Annotated in this window: 7 protein-coding genes; 4 read left to right on the plus strand and 3 right to left on the minus strand. The window is 61.2% G+C overall.

Annotation, left to right across the window (positions count from 1 at the left end; genetic code table 11):
• The first annotated feature begins 50 nt into the window (after positions 1–50).
• Both RE4_RS22210 and RE4_RS22215 read left to right on the plus strand, forming a co-directional pair.
• Positions 51–3032, plus strand: a complete 2982-nt coding sequence (locus RE4_RS22210; protein WP_060939357.1) for an acyl-CoA synthetase — start codon at positions 51–53, stop codon at positions 3030–3032.
• 39 nt (positions 3033–3071) lie between these two features.
• Entirely contained in the window at positions 3072–3278 is a 207-nt protein-coding gene (locus RE4_RS22215; protein ID WP_003944045.1) for a Trm112 family protein, read from the plus strand.
• On the opposite strand, the gene RE4_RS22220 is transcribed toward RE4_RS22215, so the two are convergent.
• From RE4_RS22220 to RE4_RS22230, 3 genes are read right to left on the minus strand one after another with little or no spacing between them, the layout of a single operon-like run.
• A complete protein-coding gene (locus tag RE4_RS22220) occupies positions 3275–3898 on the minus strand; it encodes a TetR/AcrR family transcriptional regulator (protein ID WP_047888968.1) in 624 nt (207 codons plus the stop codon). The two genes, RE4_RS22215 and RE4_RS22220, sit on opposite strands and share 4 nt — an antisense overlap.
• Positions 3895–4650, minus strand: a complete 756-nt coding sequence (locus RE4_RS22225; protein WP_003944033.1) for an ABC transporter permease — start codon at positions 4648–4650, stop codon at positions 3895–3897. Before RE4_RS22225 ends, RE4_RS22220 begins: the two co-directional genes overlap by 4 nt.
• On the minus strand, positions 4647–5381 hold the full coding sequence (locus tag RE4_RS22230; RefSeq protein WP_020969718.1) for an ABC transporter ATP-binding protein: 735 nt from the start codon (positions 5379–5381) through the stop codon (positions 4647–4649). The genes RE4_RS22225 and RE4_RS22230 overlap by 4 nt, the downstream gene beginning before the upstream one ends.
• An 86-nt stretch (positions 5382–5467) precedes the next feature.
• Between RE4_RS22230 and RE4_RS22235 the strand changes: the two genes are divergently transcribed.
• Positions 5468–6076 carry a DNA-3-methyladenine glycosylase gene (locus tag RE4_RS22235; protein WP_020969717.1) on the plus strand — a complete coding sequence of 203 codons (609 nt, stop codon included), beginning with the start codon at positions 5468–5470 and terminating at the stop codon, positions 6074–6076.
• A 19-nt stretch (positions 6077–6095) separates the two neighbouring features.
• Positions 6096–7373 carry a tyrosine--tRNA ligase gene (tyrS, locus tag RE4_RS22240; RefSeq protein ID WP_060939361.1) on the plus strand — a complete coding sequence of 426 codons (1278 nt, stop codon included), beginning with the start codon at positions 6096–6098 and terminating at the stop codon, positions 7371–7373.
• Positions 7374–7795 lie beyond the last annotated feature (422 nt).

Genomic DNA, 7795 nt, shown 5'->3' on the forward strand with positions numbered 1-7795 from the left:
GCGCGGGAAAAATGAGACTGACGTCACATGGTGAGTAACTTGGGAGTGAAATGGTGGGATTGAATTCCAAGTCTGTGCTGGGCCCGATTCGTCGGGTGGTTGCGACAGCACAAAACGGCCTCGAGGTCGTCCGGTTGGGTGGGCTGGAAACGGATGCGACCACGTCGCCGTTCGAGATCGTCGAGCGCGCAGCGATGTACCGGCTTCGCCGCTACTTCCCGGACAGCGATCCGGAAACCGTCGGTGCACCGATCGTGCTGATCCCGCCGATGATGATGTCGGCGAACGTGTACGACGTGACTCGCGACCAGGGTGCTGTGGGAATTCTGCACGAGATGGGCCTGGACCCCTGGGTAGTCGATTTTGGTTCGCCCGACTCCGAAGAGGGCGGTTGGGATCGCAATCTCGCCGATCACATCATCGCTCTCAGCGACATCATCGACCACATCCACCGTCACACCGGTAAAGATGTTCACATCTCCGGCTATTCGCAGGGCGGCATGTTCGCCTATCAAGCTGCCGCGTATCGGCGTAGTCGAAACATCGCCAGCGTCATCACCTTCGGCAGTCCGGTCGACACACTCGCCGCGTTGCCCTTCGGTATCCCGGCCGGACTGGCCACCAAGGGTGCGGATTTCCTCGCCGATCACGTCTTCAATCGCCTGGCGGTCACCGGGTGGATGGCTCGCACCGGGTTCCAGTTGCTCGATCCCGTGAAGACGTTGAAGATGCGCGTCGACTTCCTGCTTCAACTGCACGACCGTGAGGCTTTGCTGCCGAGGGAGCAGCAGCGACGCTTCCTCGCGACCGAGGGTTGGGTCGCGTGGTCCGGGCCCGCGGTTGCCGAACTGCTCAAGCAGTTCATCGTGCACAACCGAATGATGACCGGTGGTTTTGTCATCAAGGATCAATTGGTCTCGCTCGCCGAGATCACCTGCCCCATCCTGGCATTCGTCGGCGAGGTCGACGACATCGGTCAACCTCAGGCGGTCCGTGGGATCAGCCAGGCGGCGCCGCGAGCCAAGGTCTACGAATCTACTTTGCGCGCAGGTCATTTCGGTTTGGTTGTCGGTTCCACCGCGGCCAATCACACCTGGCCGACCACCGGTGAATTCGTGCAGTGGACCGAGACGGGTGGACCCCTCCCGGACCGTATCGCGAACATGGTCTACGGCGCCGACCTCGAAGACCAGACCGGTGTGTCGATCAGCAATCGGATCATCCACACCGTCGCCTCGGTCGCTGAAGTAGGTGCAGGAGTCACCAAGGGAATCAGTGACCTTGCAGCTGGTGCGTTGCGCGGGACTTTCGAATTGTCCGGTGAAGCGGCACGCGCGTTGCCACGTCTGGCGCGACTCAACCAAATTCAGCCGCACACCAAGATCTCGCTGAGTCAATTGCTCGCGGAGCAGCGTCGAAAAGCGCCGAACGGCGAGTGCTTCCTCTTCGACAATCGTGTGCACACCTATGAAGCGGTCAACGCCCGCATCGACAATGTCGTGCGTGGATTGATTTCCGTGGGAGTGCGTCCGGCAGCGCACGTCGGTGTCCTGATGGAGACCCGCCCCAGCGCGCTCGCGGCCATCGCGGCCCTGTCGCGCCTTGGTGCCGTTGCCGTCATGCTTCCGCCGGGGTCCGACATCTCGGCGGCGGTCAAGCTGGGATCGGTTGATCGGATCATCACCGATCCGGAGAACGTCGACGCTGCGGTGGTCACCGGTAGGCCGGTCTTGGTACTCGGCGGCGGCGATGCTCGCGGACTCGAGGTGGATCCGTCACACGACGTGATCGATCTCGAACAAATCGATCCGACGAAGGTCAATCTGCCCGGTTGGTACCGGCCGGATCCCGGCGTCGCCCGTGAACTCGCATTCATCATCTTTGCGGAATCGGGCGGTGTGCTCGAAGCCAAGCAGATCACCAACTACCGGTGGGCACTGTCTGCCTTCGGAACGGCCACGGCGGCAGATCTCGATCGCGGTGACACCGTGTACTGCCTTGCACCACTCCATCATTCGTCGAGTCTGCTCGCGACCATCGGTGGCGCCATGGCCGGTGGCTCACGGATTGCGCTCTCACGCGGACTGAATCCGGCTCGATTCGTCGAGGAAATCCACCGCTACGGTGTGACCGTCGTGAGTTACACGTGGTCGATGATGCGCGAGATCCTCGACGAGGATCTTCTTCTCATCGACGGTAGCCATCCGGTCCGACTGTTCATCGGTTCGGGAATGCCTCACGGGCTGTGGAAGCGGACCACGGAGGCGTTCGACCCCGCGCAGGTGCTCGAGTTCTATGCGTCGACCGAAGGTGACGTGATTCTTGCCAATGTCGCGGGCTCCAAAGTTGGTTCCAAGGGCCGCCCGTTGCCGGGTAGCGCGCAGGTGCGGTTGGCGGCATACGACCCGCTGAGTGGTCGGCTCCTCGAAAATGGAAACGGATTTGTCCGTGAGTGCGCCGAAGACGAAGTCGGGTTGCTACTCGGGCGCGCGGGATTCACTGCCGATCTCTCGGGCGGAGCCATGCGGGGACTCTTCCAAGCGGGTGATTCGTGGATTCCCACGGAGAATCTCTTCCGCCGGGACGCCGACGGCGACTACTGGCTGATCGATCACAAGAACACGGTCATTTCGACGCTCCGCGGTCCCGTGTTCACCCAGCCGATCGTCGACGCGTTGTCGAGTGTGGCGCGGGTGGATCTTGCCGTCGCATACGGCGTCGGTGACGCGCCGCATCAGCTGGCGGTCGCTGCCGTGACATGGCGTCCGGGGCGGCAGTTCCGTTCCGCCGAGCTTGCGGAGGCTCTCTCGCGCATCGCTTTTGATGCGCGCCCGGATATCGTGCACGTGGTAGACGAGATCCCGGTGGGTTCGTCGTACCGTCCGAGCTCCACTGCGTTAGCTGCCGCCGGATTGCCGGCGCCAGGACCACGGACCTGGTTCCTCGATTCCGAGACGCGGTCGTACAAGCGGCTGACCAAGGCAATTGCCGCGCAGTTGATGCCGACGAGGGTGGGCACCGGAGCACGGTAGCCTGAGGACATTCTGTTTGATCGGTTCGAGAGGACTCACGTGGCTATTGATTCGACGTTGCTCAGCATTTTGGCCTGCCCCCAGGACAAAGGCCCGCTGTTGCTGGTCGGGGACGAGTTGCTCTACAACCCGCGCCTGCGGCGTGCATACCCGATCGAGAACGGCATTCCAGTTCTGTTGATCGACGAGGCACGCGATGTGGCGGACGACGAGCACGAGAAGTTGCTCGCGCGGGCTGAAGGCTAGATCGGTAATTCACCGGTCAGGTACCGCTGGAGGTTCGGAGCCACCAGCGGTACCAAAGCGTCAACGCTCAATGATGCGAGTGGTTCGAGTCCGAGCACATATCGCGTGACCAGCAGTCCGGCCATCTGAGATGCCACCAATTCCGCTCTGATCAAGCCGGTACCAGGTGGTGTGTCCACCCGCGGAATGATGTCGCGCAATACGACATCGAGCAGAAAGCTCTGGATCAGCTGCGATCCGTCGCCGGAAACCGCCGATCGAAAAGCCGCCAGAATCGCCGGCTGGTGTTCCGATTCCCACAGCCCGATCACTGCTCTGAGTAGATTTTCGCCGAGATTTTCGGTCGGAGAGGCGTGAACCGGTCCCAATACCTGGACTGGATCGATCGGTAGCGCGATCGCAGCGGTGAACAACTGCTCCTTGCTTCCGAAATGATGATGAATCATGGCCGGATCGACGTCAGCGGCCGCAGCTATCGATCGAACGGTTGTTCGTCGAAAACCGTTCTGGGAGAACGCCCGTCGCGCCGAATCGAGGATCTGCGCGCGAGTCTCCGACTTGCCCGGTCGTCGCCCCGAACGAATCGGTGCCGGTGCGGGCGCCGTGTCGTTGTCGGTCATGGAGTGCGGCGATCGAGTGTTGCCGCGGCCAGCGAGAGTGCTGCGGCGGCGAAGCCCGCCATGACGGCGAGATCACGCCACATCTGACCCGTCGCGTCGGCATGCATCGACACTTGCTGAAGTGCGTCGACGGCGTAGCTCAAGGGGAGGACGTTGCTGATCCATTCGAGCCAGGTCGGCAATTGATCGCGGGGCACCAGGAGTCCACAGAGGAACAGTTGGGGGACCACAACTACCGGCATGAACTGCACCGCTTGGAACTCGGTCTTCGCGAATGCGCTGGCCAACAGGCCGAGCGCAACGCCGAGTATTGCGCCGAGAACTGCAATGACGATGACCCAGGCAAGACTGCCGGCGATGGTGAGTCCGAGAAATCCGAAAGCAACCGCGCACGCGAGAGCTGCCTGAGCGGCGGCCGAGAGCGAAAATGCCGCGCCGTATCCCGCCAGAAGATCGAGTTTGCCCATCGGTGTGGTGAGCAGGCGTTCGAGTGTTCCTGAACTGCGTTCGCGCTGCATGGCGATGGACGTGACCAGGAACATGACTACAAACGGCAAGATTCCCAGCATGGTGATCGCCACCCGTTGGAACAGTGAAACCTGGCCGGGCGGCGTGGGTACGTCTTGGTAGAGGAAATACAGCAAAATCATCAACAACGACGGGACCAACAAGATCATGGCCACCGTGCGATGGTCCTGGCGGAGCTGAAGCAGAATGCGTACGGTCGTAGCACCGAAGATCCTGATGCTCATGATATTTCGCCTCCGACGGGTGAAGTCCGAATCAGCTCGAGGAAGGCGTCCTCGAGGCGTTCACATCTGGTTTTGGCGCGCAATTCATCGGGTGTGAGTTGAGCGAGGAGATGCCCGTCTCGCATCAGGATCAGTTCAGCGCAGTGGTCGGCCTCATCCATGACGTGGCTGGAGACCAACAGGGTGGTTCCGCTGCGAGCAAGGTCGGCAAATCGTTCCCACAATTCGACACGAAGCACCGGATCGAGACCGACGGTCGGTTCGTCGAGGATCAACACATCAGGTGATGCCACCAACGCGCATGCCAGCGAGACTCGACCGCGTTGACCTCCGGACAGATCGGCGGCGGTCCGGTCGGCGTATCGGCTCAATCCGACGGCGTCGACCGCTGCTGCGACGTCTGCGCCGGACTTGCCGTACAGAGCTCCGAAGTACTGGACGTTTCGAGTGACCGTCAGGTCGCCGTACACGCTGGGGGATTGGGTGACGTATCCGACCCGGCGGCGAAGGGCAACGGACCCCGCGAGGTCGCCCAGGACTCTGACCTCACCACTTTCGACGATCTGGGTTCCGACTATCGCGCGCATCAGGGTTGTCTTGCCGCAGCCGGACGGGCCGAGCAGTCCGGTGATCGATCCTGCCGAAACCTGCAGGTCGAGTGAGTGAAGAACTTCGTGCTTGCCGCGAATGACTCGTAGTCCGCGGATGTCTATTGCCGGCGTGGTGGTCACGGTTCGCCTCATTTCAATAATTCATCACTTGTTGAATTATGCGACTCGGCCGACCGATGAGTCAACGGCGTGGGCACAATCGAAGGGTGAGTATCGAGACCTTGGAAAATGTGAAGAACCCGTTGGAAGCGGGCCTGACAATTCTCGGCTCGACCTTGATCGTCGACGACATCTCGCTGAGGATTGTCGAGGTCGAGGCGTACGGAGGGGAGAAGGACGGGCCCTGGCCAGATCCGGCAGCACATTCGTATCGGGGGCAAACGCCGCGGAACAGCGTGATGTTCGGGCGGGCGGGCCGTCTCTACGTCTACCGCAGCTACGGAATGCACTTTTGTATGAACATCTCGTACGGCCCGGATGGTGTCGCGGGTGGTGTTCTGCTCCGAGCGGCCGAAATCGAGGCCGGTCACGATGTGGTGTCGGCTCGGAGATCGCCGGATCGACCATCTCACCAATGGGCCAGAGGGCCAGGTAATCTCGGCGCTTCCGTTGCAATCACGTTGGCGGACAACGGAACAGACGTGTTCAACCCTGCTTCGCGGGTTCGGCTCGAATTGGGGGAGTCGAAGGAATGGGTCAGTGGACCGCGGGTGGGGGTCAGTACTGCGGCCGAGGTCCCGTGGCGCCTCTGGATTCCGGACTCGCGAGCGGTGTCCGCGTACCGCCGAAGCCCGCGAGCGCCGGTCATTTCGTGAAGATGGGATGATCGAGTCCGTGACTGAGAATATTCTCGACGAACTGACCTGGCGTGGGCTGATCGCCCAATCAACTGATCTCGACGCTTTGCGTAAAGATCTCGAGGCCGGACCGGTCACGTTGTATGCGGGCTTCGACCCGACCGGACCGAGCCTGCACGCAGGTCACCTGGTTCCGCTCCTCGCGCTCAAGCGGTTTCAGCGTGCCGGTAACCGTCCGATCGTTCTTGCCGGCGGTGCAACAGGCCTGATCGGTGATCCCCGTGACGTCGGGGAACGGACGATGAACTCCGCCGATACTGTCGCGGACTGGGCAGGTCGCATCCGTGGTCAGCTCGAACGATTCGTGGATTTCGACGATTCACCGACGAGTGCGGTCATCGAGAACAATATGAACTGGACCGGCAAGATGTCGGCCATCGACTTCCTGCGTGATGTCGGCAAACACTTCTCTGTGAACGTCATGCTTGCGCGTGACACCGTGAAGCGTCGTCTCGAGTCGGACGGGATGTCGTACACCGAGTTCAGCTACATGCTGCTCCAAGCCAACGACTACCTGCACTTGCGACGCGATCTCGGCTGCACTCTGCAGGTCGGTGGGTCCGATCAGTGGGGCAACATCATCGCGGGCGTCGAACTCAACCGTCGTGTCGACGGCGAGAGTGTTCACGCAATGACCGTTCCGCTGGTGACCTCGGCTGATGGGAAGAAGTTCGGAAAGTCGACCGGTGGCGGCAGTCTGTGGCTCGACCCCGAGATGACCAGCCCGTACGCGTGGTACCAGTACTTCGTGAACACCGGCGACGCCGACGTGATCAAGTACCTGCGCTGGTTCACGTTCCTGGCCGCAGACGAACTCGCGGAACTCGAGACGGCAACGGCGGAGCGTCCGCATGCGCGCGAAGCGCAGAAGCGATTGGCTGCGGAGATGACGACCTTGGTTCACGGAGAACACAACACTCGCGCCGTCGAGCTCGCCAGCCAGGCGTTGTTCGGCAAGGCGGAATTGGCGGAACTCGACGAGTCGACGCTCGCCGCGGCGCTGAAGGAAGCATCTGTCAGCGAATTGGCGCCGGGGGAGCCGCGCACGATCATCGATCTGCTTGTGACGAGCGGTTTGTGTGAGAGCAAGGGAGCTGCTCGACGCGCAGTGAAGGAAGGCGGCGCTTCGGTGAACAACCAGAAGGTGTCGGCCGACGACTGGGAGCCCGCCGCATCCGATCTGCTTCACGGCAGCTGGTTGGTCGTCCGGCGCGGAAAGCGCAATTTCGCCGGCGTGAAAATACTTTCGAACTGACGTGTGTGGGGTCACAGTTGTCTCGCGGGGCTCCTGTGGCCGTTGGTGGCCCGCCTGCGGGCGGGCTACCAGCGGATTTAACCTGACGAACACCTGCGACCTGCACGTTTGACGCTCAGTTTTCATTCGCGTAACTTTGTCCAAGTCAGAGCGACACGGACACCAACCCCGACCGAGAGGCCGGGGACACGCGGTTGGACGAAGTCGGAGACATTCACGCTCAACGGGAACTTGCTTCCTGCGAGCGAACACGCTAAGATTGTAACCCTTGCCCCGGAGCTTTCAACCAGTTTGAAGCGATGGTGTGTGCGTGTTCTTTGAGAACTCAACAGTGTGTCGATGAATGTCAGTGCCAAATATTTTTTGGTACTTCACATCCGCGAATGATCAACCGCCTCTTGGGGTTTGGTTGATTTGTGTGT

The sequence above is a fragment of the Rhodococcus erythropolis NBRC 15567 genome (assembly GCF_001552595.1).
GTDB classification, from domain to species: Bacteria; Actinomycetota; Actinomycetes; order Mycobacteriales; family Mycobacteriaceae; genus Rhodococcus_F; species Rhodococcus_F erythropolis.